Annotated in this window: 29 protein-coding genes; 3 read left to right on the top strand and 26 right to left on the bottom strand. The window is 34.9% G+C overall.

The window, feature by feature from the left end:
• Window positions 1–12 precede the first annotated feature (12 nt).
• The 9 genes from RV15_RS03200 to RV15_RS03160 form a co-directional block, all read right to left on the bottom strand.
• The gene (locus tag RV15_RS03200) at window positions 13–939 is read right to left on the bottom strand and encodes a distal tail protein Dit (RefSeq protein WP_071876610.1); all 927 of its coding nucleotides are present in this window, start codon (window positions 937–939) and stop codon (window positions 13–15) included.
• Complete coding sequence (locus tag RV15_RS03195; protein ID WP_071876609.1) at window positions 940–4257, bottom strand: tape measure protein; 3318 nt, start codon at window positions 4255–4257, stop codon at window positions 940–942. It lies immediately after the preceding gene.
• A gap of 17 nt (window positions 4258–4274) precedes the next feature.
• Window positions 4275–4532, bottom strand: coding sequence for a hypothetical protein (locus RV15_RS03190; protein WP_071876608.1), 258 nt, complete (start codon window positions 4530–4532; stop codon window positions 4275–4277).
• 80 nt (window positions 4533–4612) lie between these two features.
• Entirely contained in the window at window positions 4613–4972 is a 360-nt protein-coding gene (locus RV15_RS03185) for a tail assembly chaperone (protein ID WP_071876607.1), read from the bottom strand.
• A gap of 59 nt (window positions 4973–5031) precedes the next feature.
• Window positions 5032–5562, bottom strand: a complete 531-nt coding sequence (locus RV15_RS03180; protein ID WP_071876606.1) for a phage major tail protein, TP901-1 family — start codon at window positions 5560–5562, stop codon at window positions 5032–5034.
• Window positions 5563–5579: 17 nt separating this feature from the next.
• Window positions 5580–5969: a phage capsid protein gene (locus tag RV15_RS03175; protein ID WP_071876605.1), complete on the bottom strand. Its 390-nt coding sequence runs from the start codon at window positions 5967–5969 to the stop codon at window positions 5580–5582.
• On the bottom strand, window positions 5969–6352 hold the full coding sequence (locus tag RV15_RS03170; protein ID WP_071876604.1) for an HK97-gp10 family putative phage morphogenesis protein: 384 nt from the start codon (window positions 6350–6352) through the stop codon (window positions 5969–5971). The genes RV15_RS03175 and RV15_RS03170 overlap by 1 nt, the downstream gene beginning before the upstream one ends.
• A complete protein-coding gene (locus tag RV15_RS03165; protein WP_071876603.1) occupies window positions 6345–6662 on the bottom strand; it encodes a hypothetical protein in 318 nt (105 codons plus the stop codon). The genes RV15_RS03170 and RV15_RS03165 overlap by 8 nt, the downstream gene beginning before the upstream one ends.
• On the bottom strand, window positions 6659–6988 hold the full coding sequence (locus tag RV15_RS03160) for a phage head-tail connector protein (RefSeq protein WP_071876602.1): 330 nt from the start codon (window positions 6986–6988) through the stop codon (window positions 6659–6661). The genes RV15_RS03165 and RV15_RS03160 overlap by 4 nt, the downstream gene beginning before the upstream one ends.
• A gap of 68 nt (window positions 6989–7056) precedes the next feature.
• Here RV15_RS03160 and RV15_RS18690 point away from each other — a divergent pair, with 68 nt between their 5' ends.
• A complete protein-coding gene (locus RV15_RS18690) occupies window positions 7057–7254 on the top strand; it encodes a hypothetical protein (protein WP_167364074.1) in 198 nt (65 codons plus the stop codon).
• A gap of 25 nt (window positions 7255–7279) precedes the next feature.
• On the opposite strand, the gene RV15_RS03150 is transcribed toward RV15_RS18690, so the two are convergent.
• From RV15_RS03150 to RV15_RS03100, 11 genes are all read right to left on the bottom strand, one after another.
• The gene (locus RV15_RS03150) at window positions 7280–8203 is read right to left on the bottom strand and encodes a phage major capsid protein (protein WP_071876601.1); all 924 of its coding nucleotides are present in this window, start codon (window positions 8201–8203) and stop codon (window positions 7280–7282) included.
• A gap of 12 nt (window positions 8204–8215) precedes the next feature.
• The gene (locus RV15_RS03145; protein ID WP_071876600.1) at window positions 8216–8827 is read right to left on the bottom strand and encodes a DUF4355 domain-containing protein; all 612 of its coding nucleotides are present in this window, start codon (window positions 8825–8827) and stop codon (window positions 8216–8218) included.
• A 237-nt stretch (window positions 8828–9064) separates the two neighbouring features.
• Complete coding sequence (locus RV15_RS03140) at window positions 9065–9343, bottom strand: hypothetical protein (RefSeq protein ID WP_071876599.1); 279 nt, start codon at window positions 9341–9343, stop codon at window positions 9065–9067.
• 1 nt (window position 9344) lies between these two features.
• Window positions 9345–10286 (bottom strand): minor capsid protein, encoded by a 942-nt coding sequence (locus tag RV15_RS03135; protein WP_071876598.1) that lies wholly within the window; start codon window positions 10284–10286, stop codon window positions 9345–9347.
• A gap of 5 nt (window positions 10287–10291) precedes the next feature.
• Window positions 10292–11842, bottom strand: coding sequence for a phage portal protein (locus RV15_RS03130; RefSeq protein ID WP_071876597.1), 1551 nt, complete (start codon window positions 11840–11842; stop codon window positions 10292–10294).
• A 13-nt stretch (window positions 11843–11855) separates the two neighbouring features.
• Window positions 11856–13334, bottom strand: a complete 1479-nt coding sequence (terL, locus tag RV15_RS03125; RefSeq protein WP_071876596.1) for a phage terminase large subunit — start codon at window positions 13332–13334, stop codon at window positions 11856–11858.
• On the bottom strand, window positions 13327–14193 hold the full coding sequence (gene terS, locus RV15_RS03120; RefSeq protein ID WP_071876595.1) for a phage terminase small subunit: 867 nt from the start codon (window positions 14191–14193) through the stop codon (window positions 13327–13329). Before terS ends, terL begins: the two co-directional genes overlap by 8 nt.
• 46 nt (window positions 14194–14239) lie before the next feature.
• On the bottom strand, window positions 14240–14743 hold the full coding sequence (locus RV15_RS03115; protein WP_071876594.1) for a hypothetical protein: 504 nt from the start codon (window positions 14741–14743) through the stop codon (window positions 14240–14242).
• 42 nt (window positions 14744–14785) lie between these two features.
• Entirely contained in the window at window positions 14786–15004 is a 219-nt protein-coding gene (locus tag RV15_RS03110; protein WP_083429081.1) for a hypothetical protein, read from the bottom strand.
• 189 nt (window positions 15005–15193) lie between these two features.
• Complete coding sequence (locus tag RV15_RS03105) at window positions 15194–16465, bottom strand: site-specific DNA-methyltransferase (protein WP_071876593.1); 1272 nt, start codon at window positions 16463–16465, stop codon at window positions 15194–15196.
• Between the two features lie 38 nt (window positions 16466–16503).
• Complete coding sequence (locus RV15_RS03100) at window positions 16504–16794, bottom strand: hypothetical protein (protein ID WP_071876592.1); 291 nt, start codon at window positions 16792–16794, stop codon at window positions 16504–16506.
• 276 nt (window positions 16795–17070) lie between these two features.
• Between RV15_RS03100 and RV15_RS03095 the strand changes: the two genes are divergently transcribed.
• Complete coding sequence (locus tag RV15_RS03095; RefSeq protein WP_071876591.1) at window positions 17071–17973, top strand: hypothetical protein; 903 nt, start codon at window positions 17071–17073, stop codon at window positions 17971–17973.
• A 33-nt stretch (window positions 17974–18006) separates the two neighbouring features.
• Here the strand turns inward: RV15_RS03095 and RV15_RS03090 are convergent, their stop codons facing one another.
• The gene (locus RV15_RS03090) at window positions 18007–18387 is read right to left on the bottom strand and encodes a sigma factor-like helix-turn-helix DNA-binding protein (RefSeq protein WP_071876590.1); all 381 of its coding nucleotides are present in this window, start codon (window positions 18385–18387) and stop codon (window positions 18007–18009) included.
• A 354-nt stretch (window positions 18388–18741) separates the two neighbouring features.
• Window positions 18742–20595: a DNA primase family protein gene (locus RV15_RS03085; protein WP_071876589.1), complete on the bottom strand. Its 1854-nt coding sequence runs from the start codon at window positions 20593–20595 to the stop codon at window positions 18742–18744.
• A gap of 199 nt (window positions 20596–20794) precedes the next feature.
• On the opposite strand from RV15_RS03085, the gene RV15_RS03080 reads away from it, so the two are divergent.
• The gene (locus tag RV15_RS03080) at window positions 20795–21331 is read left to right on the top strand and encodes a hypothetical protein (protein ID WP_071876588.1); all 537 of its coding nucleotides are present in this window, start codon (window positions 20795–20797) and stop codon (window positions 21329–21331) included.
• Here the strand turns inward: RV15_RS03080 and RV15_RS19040 are convergent.
• The 4 genes from RV15_RS19040 to RV15_RS03065 form a co-directional block, all read right to left on the bottom strand.
• The gene (locus RV15_RS19040) at window positions 21320–21448 is read right to left on the bottom strand and encodes a hypothetical protein (RefSeq protein WP_281246820.1); all 129 of its coding nucleotides are present in this window, start codon (window positions 21446–21448) and stop codon (window positions 21320–21322) included. The two genes, RV15_RS03080 and RV15_RS19040, sit on opposite strands and share 12 nt — an antisense overlap.
• A gap of 122 nt (window positions 21449–21570) precedes the next feature.
• Window positions 21571–23133, bottom strand: a complete 1563-nt coding sequence (locus RV15_RS03075; RefSeq protein ID WP_071876587.1) for a hypothetical protein — start codon at window positions 23131–23133, stop codon at window positions 21571–21573.
• A gap of 2 nt (window positions 23134–23135) precedes the next feature.
• Window positions 23136–23327: a hypothetical protein gene (locus RV15_RS03070; RefSeq protein ID WP_071876586.1), complete on the bottom strand. Its 192-nt coding sequence runs from the start codon at window positions 23325–23327 to the stop codon at window positions 23136–23138.
• A 10-nt stretch (window positions 23328–23337) separates the two neighbouring features.
• Entirely contained in the window at window positions 23338–23862 is a 525-nt protein-coding gene (locus tag RV15_RS03065) for a DUF669 domain-containing protein (RefSeq protein WP_071876585.1), read from the bottom strand.
• Window positions 23863–23875: the final 13 nt, after the last annotated feature.

The following is a 23875-nucleotide window of genomic DNA, read 5'->3' as shown; positions in this document are numbered from 1 at the left end:
CTATCACCCTCCTTATAAAAATCTATTTGGATAGCGAATGGTTAAAGTGAAATTACTATCCTTTGCCTGAATAAATAGTGGTTCATTAGGATAAATGTAGAAATCATTCATCGGTCTGATCATTGGTTTGCCATTCTTTGTGATGTTAAATTTTTGTGTATCAATTAAAATTTCCGAATTGTCAAAATCTCCCAAATCAATGGTGTCATTTCTGGTTTTTATCCACACTCCACGACCAGTACCCTTCAAGGTAATTGTCGGTTTCACTTTTAATCCCTCAACAGTTGGATAAATTTCAATAGGTTTTGATTCTCTTCCGTCATCCCCCATCAAATACGATCTATTTTGGAAAGTAATCATAGTTGATCCCCAGTATGCACCACCTTCAATAACGATAGGCATTTCTACAGCTCCAGATCCAGTGTTGCCCATTAAGTAATTGGCTTGGAAAGTAATAACGGTAGATCCCCACGTAACGCTGGTTGCATCAGATCGAGTATATTTATACGGATCACTCAATAAGATAGTAAATGTGCCGACAACTTGATTTACACCTTCCGGCACCATATCTACATCAGATTTACTCCCACTCCATATCATTTCAGGTTCATCATTAAACCATATAACAACATCTTTCTCACTAAACAGAGCAACGTTCAATCGATTAAAACGATCACGAAAGTCTTCATTCGTTGGCGCATCCAATTTAAATTTGATGGTGAGTTCCCTCTCAGGTATACGGGCATAAACGTGTCGCATTCCGTCACGGATTCCCAATTGGTAACTCTGTATCTCAGTGGATGCTAATTCTCTACCGACAACATTTAATGTTCGATAGCCTGGGACTATATTTTCAAGAAAGTCTCCATTAAAATACATAGCTTCAGAAGGAAGAGTTGTAGATAGGGTATGTTCATTTGTATCAGTAAATTTGTACATCTAAACTCTCCTTCCCAATGATGTATTTTTTTTATTTTTCATTTTTTGTAGTTCTTGGCTCATCGACTTAACTGATACTCTTGCGATTTCTTTACCATCGAGATTTACTGGTACTTCAATCGTCATAGAAGATCCTAGATTTCCTGAAAAAGCAGACACTGGACTCATATTTCCCATAAACAAGCTTGATTGGATATTTTCTAATGAAGGAAATTTTATACTACGATTTAAGTTTCGCATTGATTTTTCAACTTCGTTTGTATTTTTATCAATACCAACTGCAATTCCAGCAGGTATCATCTTTCCTACATCATCTCTCATGACTCTGGAAGGAGAATGGATTTTCAATGCACTTTGTACAGTACTAACAATTTGATTAGCAACATTTTGTGCCGCAGCTAACGCGGAACCTGATCCTTGGTTAATTCCATCTGCTAAGCCTGCCATTATATTTAAACCGACAGAATTCATTTCACTATCTAAATTATCAAAAGCTCGTGGTATCACTTGAGAAATATTGGTCGCTTCCTGTTCTATCTTTGCACCGTTAGCGGAAAAAATATTTGCCAAAGAATCGATAGCTGCTTTTACTTTACTGCTACCATCTTTCACACCAGAAACTACACCATCAGCAATAAAACCACCATATTCTTTAAAAACACGTGACGGAGAATGAATCCCCAATTCACCAGCAAACTTTTCTGATACATCATTTGCCATATCTTTACTAGCTTGTTCAGCCTGAGGTGCTCCATCATTAATACCTTGAGCCGCACCTTGAGCTACATTTTTACCAAGCTCTCCAAAATTTGCAGTTTGGATTTGATTGGCTAGAGTATCTTTTGTTGAAGTTACCATCGCAGTAACCTCTGCTGGAATATCACCTGTTTTGAAAGCCGTTTTAAATGAATTGGTTGCAACTTCTCCGCCTTTTCGGAAAGTCTCACTCATCTTAGATAATTCTTCATCAGATGCTGATACCAATGCCGCAACATACCCTGCAGACTCTGGACCAGCCTCTCTCAATTTATTTAGCAATCCTTCATCAAGACCTCGATCAGCTAATGAAGCGATATTATCAGCCCATGTACCAATAACACGTTGATTCTCTTCCATATTCGTCTGCATTTGTTGAACGGACATAGTTTGTTTATCTGTCAGAGTATCAAACATATTAGTAGCTGCATCTGAATATTCTTGCCACTTAGTCTTCATATTATCCACTGTAGTTTTTTGAGAATCACTTAGAGATTGATATGAAATAACTTGCTTAAATACACCAGCTTCTGTCGCTTGGGCTACGGAATTCAAAGAATTTTCTAAAACACTTTGAGTATTTTTATATTCTTCCTGAAGTTCAGTTTGAGTTGATTTCAGAGTCTTTTCTTGCTCGTCTAATCCTTTGATTGCTTCTTTATGTTCCTTAGCTTTTACTGAACCAGATTCTAATTTATCATTCCATTCTTGTCTTAATGTAGAAGATTCTTTTAATCTAGATTCAACATCGGCTTGTTCTTTCAAAATATCTGTTAAAGATTGCTGAGAAGTATTGGCTGCTTCTTGTTGCTGAAGGGCAGCTATTCTAGCTTGCATTTGTTCAGTAGACATTGACAACTTATTCGATTCTTCATCATAGACTAAATTCAAGCCTGCAACTGATTTGTTCAATTCCTCAACATTGGATTTCATCAATTTTTTTTCAACCGCTGACATCTTCTCTTTACCAGCTAAATCAGTAACTGAGTCTCCCAACTTTTTATAGGCACTGGCATTACTTGAAATATCACGAATACTATCTTTACGAGCGTTGGAATTTTGATCAACAGAATCAGTTAATGTTTTTGTTGAGTCTGCAAGTTTCTCTTGTTCAGCATTCAATTTTTTCGATGCTTCACTTTCTTTGTTTAGCCATTTCCAGAGTGCAACTCCTGCAGCAGTCAAAACACCTATTGCTCCAATAACCCAACCTACTGGTCCCATTAACACTTTCATCGCAACACCAAAAGCTGTTGTTGCTGCGGTCATTAATGTGGTGGCAACTGTAGAAAGTTGAATACCACCAGTCATTATACCGATTAAGGCTGTTCCAATTGTTATTTGTCCATTTTGTGCGGCTCTAGCTAAAATATCCGCTTTAGTGGCTGCCGTTCCAGCAGCTTGAGCCAAAGCTTGACCTTTAGTTACAATCGTAAGAGTTTTACCAGAAAGCCCAGCAGCAATGAAGAGTTTATCTGTAGTGCTAATTAATGTATTTATTCCCTGAATTACTTTAAGCGCAGCGAATGAAGCCACCAAGCCCATGAGTACAGGTTCCAAGGGCTTTGCAACCGAAATAATACCGCCAAGAGTACTGGCAAATATTTTGACAACTGGCGTAGATCCTTGAATCACTAACTTAATCGCATTAAACGTACTGTTGACTATGCTTTTTAAACCATTGAGGTTTTCTGCTATAGATTTTCCAGTTACAGCCTTGATCATGTCATTAAAGGCTTGGATGACTGTAGTAACACCTTTAACCGTAGCTGTCTTAATATTTTGCCAAGATGTTGCTACCCCTTCGGAATTTTTTCTAGCCAAATCAGCAAAACCACCAACACCCTCATTTAATTCAATCAAGCGACCATTGAATTCTTTAAAAGTGATGTCGCCATCTTTTAAGGCATCATACAATTCATTTACAGAAGTAACACCTTGATCTTTAAATGATTTAGCGACCTTATCCATAGCAACAGGCATTGTTTCTTGTAATGAGCGCCATGATTGCATATCTACTTCGCCTTTACCTAACATCTGAATATATTGTTCCATGCCTCGACTTGCATCTGCTGTAGAAGCTCCAGAAGCTAGAAATGCATTGTTCAGAGCTACTGCTGTATCAGTACCAGTTCTTAGGCTTCCGGTTGCGATAGATAGTTGTTGCGTACTAGATACAATTTCATCGAGTGATGTCGGTAACCCATCAATTCCATCGCCTAATTTAGTCATTGATTTGTCCACATCTTCAATAGAATAACCCAGTGATTTCATTACTACTGGATATTTATTTAGCGTGTCGAAACGACTGATTGCACCAGCGACTGAATCTTTCACCATATTTACAGCTGTTGAAACTAACTTTATAGCACCAACTCCAGCAGCCGTTCCTATAATTGATTTAGTAAGTTCTCCGCCTTTTTTTGTACTAGATGAAAGCTGATCGCCTAATTCACCGGATTGTTTCCCGATACCAACCATAGATTTTTCAGCATCCACCATTGTTTTAGAAAAGCTCTTATCTGTTGCAGCCAGTATCGCTTCGACTGAATATGTTTCCATTTATGTTCCTCCTTTCCTCATTTATTTACGTTTCTCAAAAGGTCAATGGTGGCATCATCGATTTGTTCATCAATCAGTGATAAACCTAGAATTTCTTTTTCTCTTTTTTCGTAATCAAAGAATTGTTTAAAATCTTTGTAATAGGGTTCCTGTTTTTTCCCTTTGGTCGTTTTGATTTGTCGAGTAGCCCATGCTTGCATATGAGTGTTGAATTCTCGATCTAATCTCTTTAATTGGCATGCGAGCATTCGGATTTCATATTCATATGGGGTCATACTTTCAACTTCATTTATATTGATCATTCCAAGAAAGCGAAATGCGTTAATTAAAATGCGCTCATATGTTTCTGCAGAACTTAATTGTTTTCCATTTGATTCGCTAGATTCTTCTTGAGTTCTCTGACCGCTAACTTCCCCGCATTGCTTTCTTCTAGTTCTTTCAAAACATCGTCAAAAACGGATTCGATATCTTCAACGGTGTCTACATATTCGTCAATCTCATCTTGGCTAGGACGTGGTGACTCAGTAATTGTTGCAGCATATAAAAACTCAGATAATGTTGCAGCATTTCCACTAGCTAGTTCTGGTAATTTAGTACTCAATGACAATCCAAAAATTACGCCATCTTGAACTACAGCAAATTTTTTATCTAATTCCCGAACGAATTTCACACCGAATTTACATGTATATTTCTTTTTACTAATTTCAATTTGCATAAATTTTCCTCCTAAAATAAAAGAAGGCTAGTGAATACTAACCTTCTAATTGAATATATTTAGTTATCTTTTTTCTTTGGTGTTTCTGTAGCTTCTTTTGTTGTGTCTTTAAATACATATTGCACAACTTCTTCTTGTTCTTCGTTTAAAGTGGCAAATCCTTTCGCACCTTTACCGTTGATACCAAACTCAAGTGATAACTCAACCGAATCTTCGGCGCTCGGATTTTTACCGAAGGAAGTAACATAGCCTTGGTAGTAAGTTGCCTTATATTTATCAGCATCCTCACCAGTTCCTTTTTCAGCTTTGTTGATTTCCCAAATTTCAATGATTTCATCGTCATCCAAAGCAGTCTCTAATTTCTCTACATATGAATCATTGATAGATAAAATAGAAGTCGCTGAAAAATCAATTTCTAACGCTCCTGGGGTACGAATCGGGCCATCTTTAGTTGGTGTAGAATCACTATCTTTTGACTTCGTGTTTTCGTGTTCGGTTTGAAAAGCCAGCTTCCATGCTGCCTCTTTAGTTGAATCTTTTAACAATCTAAATAGCAAAATAATGTCAATACCCTTTGCTGCTTGTTTCATAATTAATTTCCTTCTTTCTATAAAATTCTAAATTCAAGCGTAATGATTGCTCGTTTGAGCGGCGTATTTGTCGATGTGTCGTCAATTATATTTATTCCGCTGTTAACGATATTTAAAACCCACGCATATCCATCTGTGTGCTCTATTTGCAAAGCTTCATTAAAAATAAAAGATGCCATATCAGACACCTGCTTTCTTTTCTTCTGTAAGCCCCAAACGGAGAGGACTAAAATAACTGACCCTTTGATATCCGTTTTATTAGGTTGATGGATTGTTTGAGTATCTTCAAATTCAACAAAAGGATATGGTATCTCATCCATTGGCATATAGTCATAAGTCTTATACCCCAATTCATTGGACTTTTTAAATACTTCATCAAAGATTGATTGGTCACGCGTTTTAATCACTATTGCATCAACCTTTCTAAATCTGATTTAAATTTCTGCTTTTGTTTACGAAGTGGCGGTAAAAAGAAATCTCTTTTAACCATATATCTGGTACCACGAATCAAGTACGGAGCGTATTCCGTTTTTGGTCCTGTATGACCAGCAAGTCCATTATTCGATATATGCATCGTAATACTACGCTTAGTTGTTCCGGTTGGTTTGACAAACTTCTTACCTTCCCAGTGACCGGTTAATAATACTTGAGCTTCATTTTGCATTCCCTCAGTTAATTCTGCTGTATTTGTTTTTACAATTGTTTTAACATCACTCATCGTTGCATTTTTCTTTAGCTTTTTAGACAAGGAAGTCAGTCCATTAACTTTAAATGATGCTCGTTTAGCCATCTTTGACCACTTCTTCCACAATTAAACTGTGTCGTTCACTAGGGGTTCGCTCAGTAGTTAGCTGATATTTCTTTCCACCATATTCAATCTGATCCCATTTAGGCACAGAAAAAAGGGGTTGTGTCCGAATGACTTTAGCCCCTTGTTTTATGCTACCAAATATAGTAATGGATCGATCAGTTCCCAGATCAGTGATGTTTACTTCTGCTGGTGTTTTTTTGGGATCAGCTTCAATCCATTCTCCCTTTTCTGGATCATAATGAGATTTAGAAGACTCCTTAACAAAAACGATTAATTTATCATATCTCATACAAATCGAATCACTCCTTTTTTTGGCTTGTAAAAAGCTTCTTCATCTTTTCGACGATATTCATCAATCGTATCTTGATATTCCGAAAAATCAGAATCAGAAAATGCCATTGACAACCCTTCTTGAGAATATGACTGCATCCCCTCGTTTCCAATTCGGTTAAACCGTTTAAGAGTCACTTCATAGGAAATATACTCAAATTCTGTTGGAACTTCTGAAACGCCTAGCAATGAAGCTAAACGTTCCTTGGTCCTTTTTTCAATTATGTCCAACTTATCATCGATTGAGCCATTCAAAAGTTTTTTTACATCTTCCTTTATGGACATCTAATCACCTCTATTCAGCAGCTTGACCAGTTACTGAGACAGTTGTAGTAAATTCACCGGAACTAAATGTGATTACTGCTGACCCTTCTCCGGAAATAGAACCATCAAAACTGCCATTTTCATTTTTAACGATTGTGACTACTGATTCATTATTTGTTGCAGCTGATGTCGCTGTAATGACTTCAATAGAATCGGAAGCATCAACAGGATCTGTTGTGATTGTAAAATTCTTAGTATCGCCTACTTTTCCAGTCCACGTTTTTTGACTAGCAACGATTCCTGTAGTAGGCGTTACGCTTTTGGGGAAATTTTACCGAAAGCTTCATCTTTGATCACCATGAAACCAATGTCCATTGTCGCACGCAATGCAACTAATTCTTGTTCGAACAAGTTTACTGGTGTTTTATCTTCATTTGTTAATGTAGATAGTTGAGCTTCTTCCGAAATTTTAAAATTGATGTTAAAAGGAATACCATATCGCAAGTAATCAAAATCACCAGTATAAAGAGTTCCTTTGTCCATAGATTTAAGATCTGCAACAGGTAACCCATCAATTGTATTGTTGCTACGATCATAAATAAACTGAGTCGTCTCACCAATTTTTTTACTAGCACCACGTAGTTCCGTGCGGTTTTTACGATTGGAAATGAATGCATTTGGATCGTATTCGTCTTCACCTAGTAAATCCTCTAACTCCAAAATGTTGTCATAGGTTAATCCACCTTCTACTACATTACCCGCAGCAACAACTGATTTTTCAATTGATTGAGGAAATGGATTATCCACGTCCAAAATTGTAGCCGAATCAATTTTTTTATAGAATGCTTCTGCAATTTTCGGCTGCATTTGTGTGAAGAAGTCAGACATTTTATAATTTAAATATTCACGAGAAACTGGAATGATCACGGCGACTTTTTTAGCAACCATTTTTACATTCAACCATTTTGGTTTAGATGTTTTGATTTTTTCACCTTCACCTACCCAGTAAGCTCCTGGTCCTTCTGCAAAGTATTCAAATTTCTTTTCTTTACTGTCCATTTCTTCATACTTTGCTAACTGCATCAATTTAGAATTTTCCATAACATCTTTTAAAATCAATGTGTTGTATTTGTCAGGGATGGTTCCGTCTTTTTTCTCCAGCACTGTAACATTGTCTGGATCCCATGTTTGAGCAAACATTTGAATGTCCATTTTCATTAATTGTTCTTTTTTCATTGATAATTCCTCCTATTTTACAATTCGTGTACTTGCTGCAATATCTGCAACTGATTTCTTTTCTTTTTGATTAGATGAAAATTGACCACCCGCAGGAGGTGTTTGTTGTCGAGCATTTTCTTTCTTGATCATTGATACAAAGTTTGTAACGACAGCGACTGCTTGCTTAGTAGCTTCTGCATCGTCTGAAACAATCAAGCCAAGTAAATCATCGTCATGTGGCAAACTAGAGTCTGACAGCATTTTAGATGCTTCTTTTGTCATAGCTGCTAAAGTTTGGCCACGCTCCAACTCTGCAATTTTTTCTTCTAGCTGTTTCTTTTCATGTTCAGCTTTTTCCTGAGCATTCATCTTTGCTAGCTTTTCGGCTTCTGCCTGTTTTTCTTGTTGTTCTTTTTCCCAAACCTTTTGCTTTTTGTTAGTCTCAGCAGCAATCATTTTTGCTACTTCATCACGAGTAAAAGTTTTACCAGTTTCTTGATCTTTTTCTGCATCACTTTCATCTGGCGGTGTTTGATCATTTGTATTATCTGCCGGCGGTGTACTTTGACCTACGTCCCCATTTGATCCAGTGTCAGCAGCAAAAAATTGTAAGTGCAATGGCATTAATAAACGTTTTTTCATGATTAATCCTCCACGGTTACGCCGCTACCCGATAAATTTGACAGGTTACGCCTATCAATCGATAAAGCTTTCTCTTTAACGCCTAAAAGCAGTAAAAAGGCATAATAAAAAGCCTAGTGATTGGCTAGACTTTATAATTTATTTAATTGTTTAGCTAAGCATTCTATGAATAGATCCATTCTAGTTGCTATTGCAACTCTTGAAATAAATTCTGAAATAGATTTGCTCAAGTCTGGATCACTCATGAGAATTTGCCTCGATTTCATTTTTCAGATCACCCATCAAAGTCTGAATCTTTTTAGTTAATCGTTCTTTTTTCTTAGTGAAAAATGCAGTTTTCTTTTGCTGATACATTAACGCTTTGATTTCAGAATTCGTATAAAAGATAGTTGAACGATAACCACATGACTGACATTCGGCATAGTGGTGTTCTACACCGTTTGTTAAATTATCGAATTTCTGCACTAACGGTGTGTGCTTCCCACACTCATTACAGACATACATTTCTTTAGCCATTCTATACCCCTCTTTCTTTCAATGATTTTTCATATGAGTCACGATCCACTCTAGGTGCGGTGGAACACTTGCAAAATGGATGCATGAACGGAGCATTTACTCCTTTATCCATTTTTACGACTTTATACGGGCTGCCTTTAGCTACTTTCTTACATACGTCACAAGCAGACGGTTCAGCGATATAAGCATACTCATCTATTTCAGCATCTAAATAGCTTTGTTTTTGAATGTCTGTTTGAATAGATGTCATTTCGGTGATCATTAGCCGATTGAGCTTATACCTAATATTTTCTTGATTCGATTTTAAAAACTTTGCCAATTCTTTTGCTACTGCTCTGGGGTTTTTCCCCTGTGTGATTGCTCGAGTCAATAATTTTTCTAGATCAGCTTTCATTTCAGTAAAGTTCTGCCAGATATTATCACTGAATGATGCATAATCCCTTGAGTGAAAAGATGCATTTACTATAGAAGAAACTTTTTTAATGTAGTCTTTATCCAAAGTGTTGCCAAGAATTCCGGCTTGACGAATATATTCTTGTTTGGCCGCATCTGATAACTGACCATAGCCCCATTTATCAAGGCCATCAAATAAAGAAATAATTTCCAGTCCTAATTGAGCTTTCAACAATTCCAACCTCGACACCCTCATAACGAGATTATAGATTTTAAGTTCTTTATTCGCCTGAGGGCTGAAATCATTATTTTTAACATATTCTTTTGCTTTTCTTTCAAACTTTTTGACGTCCATTTGATCAGCACGCTTTCGAGCTTCACTAATAGTGATGTTTTGGCCATTAGAGAATCTGTCCCAGTTTGCTTCAATTTCAGTTTGAATAGCATCGATTGCATGGTGCAGTTTCTTTACAATTTCTTTTTCTCGAACTTTATCAAGCTTTATCTGCTCTTTTATCCAAGCATCTTCTCTTTCTTTTAAGTAGGACATCTCTATCAGTCCTCCTCAGATTTAGCCTGTTTTGCTAGAAATTCTGCTTGTTCTTTTTTTAACTGGTCCTTTTCTTGATCAGTTCCTGGAACTGGTTGTCCCTCTTGCTTCACTCGATTAATCTCAGCTTGTACGTCATCTATAAATGAAGCTAGACCAAGGATGGTTTCTTGGCTAAGTTCGGCTCCAGAATCAACCAGCGTTTTTAATTCTTCAAGGATGGCCTTAGGTAGATTAGGTGTAAACACAATTCGTAATCCTTTTAGATCAGAATTGTCAATCTCCGAAACACTCGATTTTAGATTGAATAAAAGGCGGTAGCGCCGCACAAGACTCTTTTTAAATAGCCTTTGCTTTACTGCCGTCATTTGATTAAATCCAAACATTTTATATTTCATTGCTTCTCCTGATTGCACTCCTGAAAAATTTGTATCAGTTAAATCTGGAACCATTGAAATCTCATGGATTCCATTTCTGACACGTTCTTTATATGCTTCAACGCCGTTCACGTCATATTGCTTATAGATATATTCAGCAGCGACCGAGGTCTTGTTTCCGTTAATATCAGTACCTGATTCAAGCAAGAGCATATTCGCTTCTTTTTGTTTAATGGCATCATCTGTAGTTAAGCCAGCCGCTTCAATATCACCACTTATTACTAACATTGCATCATTTAGATCTGTCATGTAATTAGCTGTGTCAGATTGCCCTGCATCGTAAAGATCAATCTGAGATAGAATATCCTCATATAAACCCATTCGGAATCGATTAGGTGAAAACTCGGTTATCTGAACTTCTTTATAGTCGTGAGGAGCTTCATTTGGATTTTTTAGTTCAATAGCAGCAATAGTTGTTTCATCATAAGTGATAATGTTATCTTTGGTGTAAATTATCGGTTGGATATATTGTTTGTCAGCATCTACTGTAAATTTTGTTTTAGGATATCGAACAGCTAATATAGGTCTGCGCTTAACCGTAGTATCATAAACAACGAAAGTTTCAAAAACGTTGCATAGATCCACATAATCAACATCATCTTCATCTCGATATACAACTTCGTATGCTCGACCATATTTGTCCATGTCCAACCACAATTCCCCATTTAATCCGTCAATATCATTATCAAGATTAAAGTCATCAATCGTTTTCTGACTATCCTCATTATCTATTTGAATCTTTAAAGGATTTCCCGTATTGTACCCAACATCAAATGTTGAAAGTACCTTACCAAAGTTATGCGCTGCTCTATGATCAGCCTTTTCTTTCTCTTTACGCCGACGGTTCTTAATAATGTTTGTATTTTTTGCTTTGTAATAATCATCTAAAACCTGCAGTCGTGGAACTTGATGCTCATTATGATGAAAAATCATCTTTGCTAAAACATCAGAATCATTCAATAAATCCTCTGCCAAACTATATCTGTAATGGATATTAGATTCTACACTGAAGCTAACATAATTTACATTCACATCACTTGAATAACTGATGTCAGTGCCATGTTCAAATTCATTTACTCTATCAAACTTTTCGGACACTTCTTCATTTTCGTTATTCATTTCTCACACTCCTTTAAAACATACGTTTAATACGTTTATAATTTTTTTCTTTTGATTGGCTTTTTGCTCTCAACTTGTTAGCACATATTTCAGCAATGCCAGTGAGACCATCCGGAGCATCATCATGCTTGTTTCTCCCTTGTCTCTGATAAGATAGCAAGTCCTCATATAATTCAGGCCATCTGTGTTTCCACCTCTTTGGGAAAAACACGTTTTCCATTATCCAAGGTGCATTGGTAATAATACGAGCTTTCTTATTTTTCGATTGATGAAACCATTTGATCACTGTTTGATTTGTATGATGTGCTTCTTTCATTTTATCCTTGACACTTCTGGCGTATCCAGTACCGCCATTATTGGATTCAAACCATGCTGTATTCACTTCATTTTTATGAAGCATTTCTACAGTTTTATCTCTTGTTACTCCTTGATCTTCTATTGTATAAAGAACATCCAGAATATAAGCTTGGTTATTAATCGTCTGGCCAAAAATATACATCGCATGTTTATCGTCGCCTTCATCAGCAGTATCTGTATAAGAATACGTATGAACGATTTCAGGCATCGTTGATAGTTCATATTCCTTGAATCCTTCTAAATATAATCTTCCTTTAATATCAATCGGTTCTTGCTGGTAGTTTGCTGAAGCTATATCCACACCAATTGCAGCACGTTTCTTTTTATAATCTTCAAAAGATAAGATATCTGAGCATAGCATTTCTTCTTTTTTTTCATCGATAAGAGCTTTCTTTTTGATGATGCGGAGCTTATATCCCATTTCTGGCATTTCAGATTCGATTCTTCCAGCCAAATCTTTAGAATGCCAACGAGTCATAATTACAACGATTTTTCCGCCTTTTTCAACACGTGAAATCATTTGCTTGGTGAACCAGTCCCATTGTTTTTCCAATGCAAATTCGTTTGTGGCGTCAGCGATCCCTTTGATTACATCATCTACAAATAATAAGTCAAACCCTTTACCCGTAGCTGAACCTCCTGGTGAAGTTGCAAGATAAGATAACTTTGTACCCCTCAAAGCCCAGCGTTTAGCTGCAGAAGATCCTCTTTTGATTTTCACATTAGGGAAAATGTCAGAGTAAACAATGTTATCATCGACTTTTATCTCAGAAATGGTATCTCTCACCTCTTTTGAAAAGTCAGTGGCCATATCTTCATTGTAGGAGCCAGTGGCCACTCTTAACGAAGGATCACGCCCCAAAGACCATTCCACACAGCGACCAGCAGTAAGCGACTTACAGTGTCTTGGTGGAAGATTCAATAGGAGTAGATCGTCATCACTTTCGAGAAACTCTTGAAATTCATTGCATAGTTCTACTAAATACCCACGTTCCTCTTTATAAACTTCTGGAATCATGAGCTGACAATATGAAAAGAAATCTTCTCTGGCTTGTTCAATTTTAAGTTCATTTTCTGCTGATCGTTTTAATTCCTGTAATCTTTTCAATTTTAGATAGTATTGAACTTTATCCATTATGATCAATCCCTAACTCTTGTTCTAATTTAGCAATCTCATCATCAATGTCATCTGGCACCTCATCGTTATCATTAGTAGGATTAGCCTGAGGTACAATTTCCAGCTCAAGTTCATCAGCTTTTAAGGATGCAATTCTGGCTTGTGCTTCAATAAGTGCTTTTTTCTTTTCCGATAGCTCTAATTCATTTTTTAATTTAAGCGATTTTGCTAATTGATTACTGATTCTAGTTAGTGCATCTTCTAGCCTTAAAATATTATCAATTTTCGGAGAAATTTTTTCCCTTTTTTCGGTAATAATTAATTCAGGTTCAGTAATCTTTATTTTTTTACCATTTGATTCAATATATCTCTTACGATCTCGTAATTCATGAAGGAGAATCATTTCAGATTCATTTAAATTATCTTCAGCTGACGTAATACGCTTCATCATTCGATATTTTCTTAATGAGAGTTCTCTGATATCTTGTTCCAGACGTTGGTCTGATGTGAAGTTCATCAAATATACAGACTTTTCATCTTCGGATAATAGGTCAAAATATAATTTTTCATACTCTCCAGTCTTAACAGCATTTTTATTACCTTCTGGAGGTGATGCATGTTGATTGCCCTTATTTCCTTTAGCATTTTGATTCCCCCGAGGTGCGCCACCTTTATTCGTAGTACTACACTTTTCTTTTGCAGTACTACAATCATTATTTTGCAGTACTGCACTCCATTTATCACGAGACTTCCACGCTGAAATAGTTTTTTCAGGAACACTTAAAAGAGAGGCAACTTTTCTATTAGTCACCTCTCCGTTATGTTCTATAAATATTTCCAACGCTTGGTCGCGTTTTGGATCTCGCTGTCTAGCCATCCATATCACACCACCTCACGATCGTTTTTTTGTTGAGTTTTGTTTTCTACTTTCTAAATAGCATCCCTAATAAAAATGTAATAATTGGAATTATTAATGTTATCCTATTTTTCTCATCCAGTAGCATAAATTTTTTATATAATAGTTCCATCATGAATATACTTATTTCTATGAGAATGCTTAAAGCTATCATAAAAAAGAGACTACTCACTATTAAAAATTTTGGCCCAGTGGTTCCAACTTCCTTCAGTTGTGAAAAAATCCCTATTAAAACGAGTACAATACCTAAAACTGACATTGTCAAAGCACTGACTCTACGTTTTTTTGTATCATTAAACATTGGTGTAAGGCCAAATACTAAACCGTAAAATCCTATCAGGATAAGTATCCCTATAGTTCCCATTACCTCACTTTTATAGCTAATTAAATCTTTAGAAATTGAAGATAAATAATTCCAATTGTCCATAAGTTTATAGGATAGAACACTTGTTAGAATAGAACTTACAAATAAACTTACTGAAATTCTTATTCTTAAATTCTCATTTCTCATACACATATCCCCCTCTTTACAATAATACTAATAGAGTATACATCATTTTTCTATTTCTTTCAGCATCAAGTCAGCTTCAATCAAAACTTTCAAATCACCAACGGAATTGAGCTTAATCTGGCCACTTTTTAAATTTTGTAACCATTGACCAAGTGCAACCCGTATAATTTTTTTATATTCCTCAACTGATTCAGCACGTTCTAATGCCTTTTCTAATTCATATTCTAAATCTATGTTTGGTAATTCGTCTTTTATTTCCATTTGCGAAAAGCCCCCCGCTATGTTTAAATAGTGAAAGACACTGAGCTGTTGAAAACCGACGTCGGTCTTTCTCAGTGTCTTCGGGGAGATATCCTCGTGTGAGAGTCGAGTGTTAGTAGCACTCGGCTTCTTTTTTTATTATTAATCACCAAATCGTTACAAGTTCCCGAAAGATGATAATGTAACAAACTAATTAATTTTCATTGCTTTGGTACCCGTTGATTCTTCAAATCGTTTTATGATCACATCGCAAAAAGTAGGATCAAGCTCTAATGTGTAACAGCGACGATCTAATTCATGAGCACACATAAGAGTAGAACCAGATCCGCCGAATAGATCCACAACTAAGTTACCTATTTTTGAACTATTTCTTATAGGAATAGCTAATAGAGATAACGGTTTTTGTGTAGGATGAACATAAGCATTCACATTACCACGGCTACACTCCCATATAGTAGATGGCAGATCTTCTAGCAAGTCATCACGCCAAATTGTTGACTGTTTACGATTACCTTGCCAAAAAGGGGCGTATTTCTTTTTATAAGCATAAAACACTGGTTCATGCTGCCATTTGTACTGGCTCCAACCATTAGACGCAGAGTTTTTAACCCAGATGCATTGTGAACGAACTAGAATATTATTATCATTCATTGCATTTTCAAATTCTCGTTGAGTACTGGATGCATGGAAAACATAAATAGCTGAATGATCTGACATCAAATGATTGTAACCAGCAAAAACACCATGAAGAAACGATTTAAACTCTTCATCACTCATATCATCATTCAGTATTGATTCTCGTCCAGAACCAGACAATTCTTCATTTTCAGATTGTACTGCAACATTATATGGTGGATCAGTGACAACTAGATCCGCAGATTCTCCATCCATTAATTGATCAATATCTGAAATAATAGTGGCATCACCACACATTAATCGATGGGAACCCAACTGCCAGATATCACCATACTTTGCTACCGGACCATTTTTCTTTATTTCTTTAATAGCATAATCAACATCGAAGGCGTCTTCTTCAATCTGTTTTTCGATTTCCATATTATATTCAAATCGATCAATTAAATCTGTCGCTTCAGATGGATCAAAACCCGATAGCTCAACCTCATAATCCTTGAATGTCTTTAACAGCATAGCAAGTTTATTTTCATCCCACTGTCCTGAGATTTTATTTAAAGCAATATTCAGTTGTTTTTCTTTTTCTAATGAAATATCGATCACAGACACTTCAATAGAAGAAATACCCAAGTCTTTGGCCACAGAAACACGCTGATGACCACCAACAAGATGACCTGTCTGTTTATTAAATATCGGCGGATCAATAAATCCAAACTCTTCAATCGATTTTTTTAATTTTTCATATTCTGGCATGCCCGGTTTTAAATCTACTCTCGGATTGTAATCCGCAGGTTTAAGATCGGATAAATTCATTTTTTGTATGTTCATATTTTCCTCCAAAATAAAAAGCCCAATTTTGAGGGCTTTTAAATAAATTCCATATTTTTGTTATCTTTTAAAACTGTTTTGAAATATTCAGCAGCCTCAATAGCTTTTTCATATTGTTCTATAGTATGTTTTAACCCTTCAATATTTTGCGGTCCATTTGATACGGTGTTTATTTGAATATCATATTTCTCATTATTTTTTGTATGAAAACTTGGATCAAGAATATGCATAAATGGATAAAAGTCTTTATTTGGATATTTGACCATTATGTCAAATCCTTCTTTGTCTTCAAATAAAATATAGCCGTTCATCTCTGTAATTTTTTGCATTGTTTACATCTCCTTATCGTTTTGTTGTATGTATATTAACTTGGGTAAGGGGGTAATACAAGTTATTTTATAAACCTGTTACACGTTACTTTAAAAGATATAAATGAATTTAAAGGCGTTATATAATAGATAAAAAAGACATCTCACAAAAGTGAAATGTCCTCTCGAAATTTTCTACACTAATAGAATATCATTAAAAAATCAATATGTCGGTACTATCTTAGTACTGTACGTACTATACTAATGTGGTATATTAGTATAAAAGGATGTGAATATATGACTAAAGAGAATAAAAACTCTTCTAAAAAGGAAGTCTCTATAGAAAAATCTAAAGAAATAAATTGCGGACTAATAATGCCTTTAGCTCCTATGCTGGGCTACCCTAATGAACAATTTTTAGATGTTAAAACAATTTTAATTGATACCATTAAAGATATTGTTGAACATGATTTTATACCAAGAATGGTTAGTGAATCAGCTGGAGAAATTGATATTATTCATAATAGTATCGTAAATAATATTTATGACGATCCAATTGTAGTCGTAGATATTAGCGGAAGAAATGGCAATGTTATGTTAGAGCTTGGATTGAGATTAGCATTTGATAAACCAGTTGTTATCATTAAAGATAACAAAACTGATTATATGTTTGATATCTCGATGATTGAACATGTGACATATCCAGCAGATTTAAGGCATACAGAGATATTAAAATTTCAAGAATTATTAAAAGAAAAAATCATTAAGACGTACGAAAAATCATTAAAAGATACAGATTATTCACCATTTTTAAAGAACTTTAAGCATATCACAGTTAAAACTATAGGTGAAGAAACGATCGGACAGTCTGAAGCACTATCAAGGATGGATGACAAAATAGACATGATTTTTAAACGAGTAAATAATATGTACTCAAGTATGGATATAGAATACTCTCAACCATTAAATAAACGTTTTCCTAAGAATAGAATGGTTAAGGATATCGCTAAATTAATGGAAAATCAAAAAATACCTGTTGATATTGAACCTGAAGATTTTATTAAGTCAAGTATCTTTAAACAAATTGAGTTTGTATACTCAAAAGAAATGCCTTCTAGAGGACTTAATAGATTCGAAGTGAATGAGCTTTTGGAGTCAGCAAGAAATTTTATGGAAAGTCAAAAAGGAGTAATTTTTTAACATGAAGAGGCACAATTAAGTGTCTCTTTTTCATTATACTCTTTTAGTGAAGCGAATCATCCTCATAATTTCAGCATGTTTATTTTTAATGTATGAGTAACTGTATCCCAGCTCATCAGCAATTGATTCTAATGTTAACCCTTCAACATATTTCAATTTTAAAATTCGTTGATTCAATCCATTGAACTTATCAATGAGCTGAATAATCTCCTCACGTTCTTTTTCTAATTTTTCAACTCGTTGATCCAATTCTTCAATCACTCCTTTTAGTTGTTTTTGTTTATGCAAAGCAGTTAAAAATGTCTGATGCTTTGCAAGGTCTCCATCATCACCATCTAAATAATTTTGCCATCGTGAGAGTTCTCTTCTATTAATTTCTAAAGTTATTTTTAACTCATATAACTCATGATCAATATGAACTATTGAATTAACCCACTCATAAATGATGAATCACCTTCTTTATTTTTATTTTACAAAGTAGGGATAGTCCCTACTTTGTCCCCACTTTAAAATTAAAAGTAGGGACTGCTTAAAACTTACTCTCTTAAGGGGTTAAGCAAATCGTCCCTACTATCCGCACTTTTTTCAGGCCCTATATATATTTATTATTATTATATATATTCCTCTCTTTTTTCTTTAAGTAATAAAAAAAGTAGGGATAGTAGGGACTACACTATATAAACACTGTTGTGCCAACGGTTTGAGCAGTCCTCACTTTCACAAAAAAAGTAGGGACAAAGTGGGGACTCCTACTAAAAGTAGGGATTGCTATTTTTTATCAATTAATTTGTAATAGTAGTATTTTTTCCCCATCATTCGTCGTTCTTTTTTCTCAAAACCAGTAGATTTAAGGCGTTGAGTAAATTTAGTTTGAGAATAAGGCTTAGTTCCAGCTTCTTCACAATATTTTAAATATTCATCGTATACACCTTTAGTTGTCATATTTTCATCAATTCCATCTTGATGAATAAATCCAAGAATAGAATCACTTTCTACAAAGTACTCATCTGTGATCTTGTCGACTGTTTCGGAAGTGGAGAGGCGGCCGCCGTTATTCATTATCCGTTGCATAGAATTTAATGCGATATTTAATAGATAAGATTTTGCATTATCTGAAGAAAGTTTCTCGTCAATCTTTGGATCGGCTTTTTTTACTTTATTATCACAAGGAATGATCACAATACGTCTTGCTATCCCTCCAGATTTATCTTTGAATGTTGGCATTTCGTTAGCTGTAAAAATAAGCGTCGCCTTATTTTTTAATTTATAAGGTTTTGAATAGATTGGACGAACCATAATCGTATTTCCTGAAGCTAAAGTTTTAAAGTTCATTGATTTTTCCATATATCCAGCATCGATATCATCACCGACATTGACAAGCTTTCCTTCCAGCTCCATGACAGAGGTTTGATCGTTGAACTGCTCTAAGGCAAGATTCAACCCTAAATCCCCGATGAATGAATTTAGCATTTCCAAAAATGTTGATTTTCCGTTTGCGCCAGATGATCCGACTAGGAAAAATACTTTATGAGGAAAGCCTTGAGTCATAAGTACATGGCCAAGCATATCTTCAATGATATTTCTGAGATCCTTTTTCTCACTGCTTAAAAAGTCTAGGAATTTATCAACATGTTCATCATAAGCATCCGGATTGTATTCAGCATTTAAGAAAAATGGTGTGAATTCTTTTGTAGCCATCGGAATAATATCGGCACCATCCAACATATAATCATTTTTAAACTGAATGGGAAAATCGTATACTTCAATCAATTCCCCTTTTACAGGAAATAGATCAACCAGCTGCTTCCATTTATTCGGTAGCAATTTTATTCGCTTATCTATTTTTCGCAATAATTTATTTTTATCATTTATCCAGTAATTATTTTCCCTATGAAAGAGAGATCCGTTGAAAAATTTTACTTCTAACTCTTTGGCTAAGGCTTCACTAGTAGCGATCATATCGCTTGGGTTGAGAACTAAATTTTGAAGGATCTCTTTTTCATTTACAGAATTCACTACTGAGATAACATCACTATTTGGGATCGGATCAGAGAAAACTAACTCGTTGATCGTTTCCCCCATCTTTATTAACGTGTCATAGTCTAGCTCGTACATTTCCCTAGTAGTCAATAGCTGACTGTATAAAGAGCTGTTCCGACTACCTTCGCCCATTCCAGTCAAAGAAGACTTTAATCGAACTGGAAATAATTCGATTGGAAGCGGCGGAAGATCATTCCACATTTCAAAAGAACCGTGTATCTTTCTAAGCTTTCCATTTTGTTTAATTGTGACAGTGGATTTGTTCCCTGTTTTATAATCAACAAGCGCACCGATGACAGTATTTTTCTTGGTCCAGTTTCTTAAAAGAATTTTGTGGCCATTAATTTGGATCGGCCGTTTGTAGTACAGATGAATTCCTCGTTTAGTTTCAACCCAGAACGTTGGATATTTCTTCACCATCGCTTTACCGATTTCTGGATATTCATCGAAATCAATTACAACTGTACTGTCATCTAATCGTACTGCTGCATCACTTAACTTTTTTATATCTGTATAAAAATCATCTAAATTTTGTTGATCAGGTTTCTTTTTCCCTGGTTCAAGTTTTATGAAATTAAGCACACTGTCTTATCACCTGCCTTGATGTTAGTTGTAAAATACTATTTTTTATTCTTTGCTGTGCCATTAATTAGAAGCTTTTTCTTTCTGCCGGCGTTTTTTCTTTTTGATTTTTGACTTAGTTTTTCCCATTTAAATTTCCTTTCTGGATTTTCGTATAAATTTTTATTAATTTACGTTATAATTTTATCGGGGTGATAAAATGAAACTGGATGAGAATCAAATCAACATTCTAAATATCGGACTAACTGCTATCATAGCAATTTTTACAAGTATCCTTACTTCTAGACATATTTCAAGACCAGAGAAACAGCAAACTGCTAGACTTATATTTGAAAAGTGTTATTCGCCTATATATTCATTGGTAGAGTATCAGTTATTTTCCAAAGAAATGACGAAGATAGAAGTAAATAAAATAGGAAATCAAATTATCGAAATATGTGATTCAGCCGATAATTATTATTTTCCCTCTGTCAAAATTTATGCTGAAAGAATGGCAAAAGCCGACTCTTCCTCGTATATGGAACAGTGGGAATACTTTTCTGAAAGGTTCTCTATGCGTTATGATAATGTTTGTAGAGAAATTGGTGTACCAATTAGAAATAATGCATACAGATTAAACCGGCGACAATATAAAGATAATTTTAGCTTCTATAGATTATTTTTTAAAAACAACTGGCTAGATCTCCTCTTTATTATCTTTTTAATTACATTAATAATATTTATGTCAAAGGGCTAATATCAACACACCTATAACTGTCGCAATTAAAACTCCTAGGAAGCTGAAGCTTCCTTTTTTTCTTGTAAAATATGCTGATATAAAAACAGTTAAAACAACCCATAAAATATATTTCATAATCAATGATCCTCCTTTAAATTGTTTTCTACTCCTTTAGCATATAGAAGTATCACTGTTTCACCCTGTCCAAATACTCCCACATCTAAGATTTTTATTTATTCATTTGGATCAGTTCTCTCCTAATATATATATTTCTCAACTTCTTCCACGTACCAGCTCATATCAATATCTTGTTTAGTTGCATGATCATAAGATAAAAAATGTACTGGTGATCCTGGCAATTTAGAATGTAGATCATTCTTCGTTTGATAAATCCCACCAAATTTTTTATTACTTGTCGCAATTCCACAAACGGTGTTGTTCATTTTTTTGTAAGTTAGTCCTCGTTGTTGCTCAATGGCTTCATATCCTCTGGCAATTTTACCAATGTAATAGAACTTTTCAATCGGTTCATTTTTGAATGCATCAATTAGATAGTTTTGTGGTTTTATTCCATGTAATGAATATGCGATCAAGGCTTCAGTAATCACAGGAATAGCACTGGTTAAATAATTGAGATCTGAATAAATCCCTTTTTTTACAAATTCGCCAGATGTAGTTTCAAAAATATAATTATTCACATCTCGCTGCCAAATATTTTTTATTTTCGTGACCTTTAAATCAAGTTCATAATGCGCTGACCATCTTTCCAACAAATCATTAATGATCGTTTCAAATATTGGATTAATCTTCACAACTATTCCATCTGTATTCGTTTGAATCAATTCTTCAATGAAATTTTCTAAGATTATAATTAAATGCGTGATGATCAATTGGCCGTTTACTGTAACTGAGTAAAATTTTTGAGGATCATACAAATTAGAATAAGGATTGTTCATGGCTCCATTGATAGCTGCTATAAGTACTTTGTATGTTTCTTGTCCTGTTTCTACTTTTTTATCATATAATTTTTTGAAAACTGATTTATCCTTGACTGCAGTACTAAACAATTGATTGTTTAAAATTAATGATGGAAAGAATTGACGAACATCGATCAACAAATACAGTCCCGAACCTTTGTATTTTTCTTTCGCTGCATGAACACCACCAAAACCGAAAGTGTGTGTCAATCCAGCTAAGGACATTTTTATTTTTTCAAATTTAATTTTCTCATCCTTATCAATGATGTACTTCTTTTTTATTCGATTATAGAAAGTTAGCAATTTCTCTGGTAGCTCATTCAGTTGAATTCGTTTATCGTACTCATAAATTAGTATATTCGGTGCCTTTGGTTGCTTCTTGGCATTTAAAATTTCAGCAGCTAAACTGGCTCGGGTTTTCATTACAAACCTTGGGTTCAATCCAAACTCTTTCACAATCTGAAATTTACTCTCCAGATATTCTTCTCTCTTTGAAAAAACGTACTCACAAATCTCAATTCTCTTTTCACAAAACTCTGCAGCTGTTTTGGCTTTCATATTGTGACCAAGACGGAAACCTATTTCTTCAATTGTCTTATTCCCAAGCTCCTGAGATAAATCAATTGAAATGTTTTTTTGTAAGTATTTACTTTTTCCATTTGAAAGAAGTAATGCTATTTCTTTATCCATAGTTGAGTAATTACCAAAACTCACTAGAAAACCGACAGTATCGAGAGCCTTTTTCAGGCTCTCCTTATCGGTAATGATTTGAGTTTCTTTATCATTTTTTAATACTGCTGTGAAGGAATTTTCTTTTTTAAATAACCAATAAAAGGTAAACATCGTCAGCACCTAATTTCTTTAATTGTCATAGGTTCTGGATAAATTGGATCTATGAGTTTTGCCCTGGAATAATCTTTATCTTTATTTGCTGGCATTGTTGATGGAAAGTCTTCATTTGCCTTTCTTAACAGTTCTTCCTTCGTATCGGCGGCTAAATATGTTTTAAATGTTTCAGTACCGTTTAAGAAAAACATTCACTCACCTCTAATATGGAAGATCTTCATCATCAATTGTCTCTGGATACTGATCATTTGGATTCTCACTCTCGTCATCATAAGCAATGAAATCAAAATTCCTGTATGGTTTGGTTGGATCTTTCTTATTTGGTGAAGATGTCACTTTTAAAACATATTGACTTCCAATACCGTCTTGAAAGGCTTGAGCCATAGTTGTTTCGTCTTCCCAATCTTCATCGGTTAAGGATAGTCCGATTATAGCTGCTAGTTTTGCAACCAACTTGATATTTTTACTTAAAACAAATTCAGGTGTACTAGTTTGATCAAAACTCATATTAATGAATTCTTTTCTGCCGGCAGCTTCTCCAACAGTCACTTCATTTTCAAATGACAGACATTCCCAACCACTTTTTTCAAATACTTTGTGTTCTGCTTTTGCTAGTGTCACATCATATTCTCCATCTGGCAGATTATCAAATCCTCCTGCATTTGGATCGTCATTCTTTGGATCAAATTTTGATAAAACTTCATTTGCTAAATCTTTAAGTCCCATGTCTCATTACCTC

Source organism: Enterococcus silesiacus, from assembly GCF_001886225.1.
Taxonomy (GTDB): domain Bacteria; phylum Bacillota; class Bacilli; order Lactobacillales; family Enterococcaceae; genus Enterococcus_L; species Enterococcus_L silesiacus.
The sequence above is the reverse complement of the archived record's forward strand: the minus strand, read 5'-3'. Positions and strand labels throughout refer to the sequence as shown.

Coding starts and splice junctions, on each gene's coding strand:
- RV15_RS03200 (WP_071876610.1), bottom strand. CDS start 939: ATGTACAAATTTACTGATACAAATGAACATACCCTATCTACAACTCTT.
- RV15_RS03195 (WP_071876609.1), bottom strand. CDS start 4,257: ATGGAAACATATTCAGTCGAAGCGATACTGGCTGCAACAGATAAGAGC.
- RV15_RS03190 (WP_071876608.1), bottom strand. CDS start 4,532: ATGACCCCATATGAATATGAAATCCGAATGCTCGCATGCCAATTAAAG.
- RV15_RS03185 (WP_071876607.1), bottom strand. CDS start 4,972: ATGCAAATTGAAATTAGTAAAAAGAAATATACATGTAAATTCGGTGTG.
- RV15_RS03180 (WP_071876606.1), bottom strand. CDS start 5,562: ATGAAACAAGCAGCAAAGGGTATTGACATTATTTTGCTATTTAGATTG.
- RV15_RS03170 (WP_071876604.1), bottom strand. CDS start 6,352: ATGGCTAAACGAGCATCATTTAAAGTTAATGGACTGACTTCCTTGTCT.
- RV15_RS03165 (WP_071876603.1), bottom strand. CDS start 6,662: ATGAGATATGATAAATTAATCGTTTTTGTTAAGGAGTCTTCTAAATCT.
- RV15_RS03160 (WP_071876602.1), bottom strand. CDS start 6,988: ATGTCCATAAAGGAAGATGTAAAAAAACTTTTGAATGGCTCAATCGAT.
- RV15_RS03150 (WP_071876601.1), bottom strand. CDS start 8,203: ATGAAAAAAGAACAATTAATGAAAATGGACATTCAAATGTTTGCTCAA.
- RV15_RS03145 (WP_071876600.1), bottom strand. CDS start 8,827: ATGAAAAAACGTTTATTAATGCCATTGCACTTACAATTTTTTGCTGCT.
- RV15_RS03140 (WP_071876599.1), bottom strand. CDS start 9,343: ATGGCTAAAGAAATGTATGTCTGTAATGAGTGTGGGAAGCACACACCG.
- RV15_RS03135 (WP_071876598.1), bottom strand. CDS start 10,286: ATGTCCTACTTAAAAGAAAGAGAAGATGCTTGGATAAAAGAGCAGATA.
- RV15_RS03130 (WP_071876597.1), bottom strand. CDS start 11,842: ATGAATAACGAAAATGAAGAAGTGTCCGAAAAGTTTGATAGAGTAAAT.
- terL (WP_071876596.1), bottom strand. CDS start 13,334: ATGGATAAAGTTCAATACTATCTAAAATTGAAAAGATTACAGGAATTA.
- terS (WP_071876595.1), bottom strand. CDS start 14,193: ATGGCTAGACAGCGAGATCCAAAACGCGACCAAGCGTTGGAAATATTT.
- RV15_RS03115 (WP_071876594.1), bottom strand. CDS start 14,743: ATGAGAAATGAGAATTTAAGAATAAGAATTTCAGTAAGTTTATTTGTA.
- RV15_RS03110 (WP_083429081.1), bottom strand. CDS start 15,004: ATGGAAATAAAAGACGAATTACCAAACATAGATTTAGAATATGAATTA.
- RV15_RS03105 (WP_071876593.1), bottom strand. CDS start 16,465: ATGAACATACAAAAAATGAATTTATCCGATCTTAAACCTGCGGATTAC.
- RV15_RS03100 (WP_071876592.1), bottom strand. CDS start 16,794: ATGCAAAAAATTACAGAGATGAACGGCTATATTTTATTTGAAGACAAA.
- RV15_RS03095 (WP_071876591.1), top strand. CDS start 17,071: ATGACTAAAGAGAATAAAAACTCTTCTAAAAAGGAAGTCTCTATAGAA.
- RV15_RS03080 (WP_071876588.1), top strand. CDS start 20,795: ATGAAACTGGATGAGAATCAAATCAACATTCTAAATATCGGACTAACT.
- RV15_RS19040 (WP_281246820.1), bottom strand. CDS start 21,448: ATGAAATATATTTTATGGGTTGTTTTAACTGTTTTTATATCAGCATAT.
- RV15_RS03075 (WP_071876587.1), bottom strand. CDS start 23,133: ATGTTTACCTTTTATTGGTTATTTAAAAAAGAAAATTCCTTCACAGCA.
- RV15_RS03070 (WP_071876586.1), bottom strand. CDS start 23,327: ATGTTTTTCTTAAACGGTACTGAAACATTTAAAACATATTTAGCCGCC.
- RV15_RS03065 (WP_071876585.1), bottom strand. CDS start 23,862: ATGGGACTTAAAGATTTAGCAAATGAAGTTTTATCAAAATTTGATCCA.